This window comes from Psychrobacter sp. 1Y4 (assembly GCF_051847555.1).
This window is the reverse complement of record NZ_JBPYDE010000606.1, coordinates 1-680: the sequence shown is the minus strand read 5'-3', so window position 1 is coordinate 680 and position 680 is coordinate 1. Positions and strand designations below refer to the sequence as shown.

The 680-nt window shown below is 46.5% G+C and carries 1 pseudogene; it reads left to right on the top strand.

Annotated elements, in window-relative coordinates:
- Window positions 1-680 (top strand): annotated as a pseudogene (locus ACS8FC_RS17850) (Rne/Rng family ribonuclease); the annotation flags it as partial.

Below are 680 nucleotides of genomic sequence, written 5' to 3'. Positions count from 1 at the left end.
AGTCGTCTGACACGCAAGGCCAACAACAGCAAGATAAGCGTCAACAGGAAAACAGACGCACGAACGATCGCAATCGTAATAACCGTCAAGACAGCAGCAATCGTCAAGACAATAACCAAAAAGCAAATGATAGTAATGACGCTGATAACGAAACTGGCCAAAAAGCTGATGAGCAAGTCCGTGCTAAGCGTAAATCGCATAGCCAACGCGGCTCACGCGGAAAGCTAGAGCGCGGTGAGACGCTAACGGCTGACGATGTTAAGCAAAACAAGCAGCAAAATGGTAAAAATAACGACGATGCCAATGGTAAAAACCAATCTGGCACACGTCGTAGTCAGGACCCTAACGAAGTCGTGCTGCAAGTCAATGAAGCACCGACCAAGCTAAAGGCGTCAGAAGTTGTGCACTTATCTTTAGATGATAGCAAGTCCTCGCCTGCTAAGCCTCAGTCTAGCGATAAACAGCGCTCAACAAATGGCACGGCAAAGAACGAGAGCACAAAAGATCACGCTACTCAGCAAACTGCCAACAAGCCTAGTAACAGTGAAAAAAATACTGAGCAGAAAGGTGACAATAAAAAGGGTACGGTAGAGACGTCTGAAAATCAGACTCAAAACAATCAAGAGGCGACTATTAACGCCAAGGTGCAAAACAATGCACCTGATCGTAAGCGGAGCACT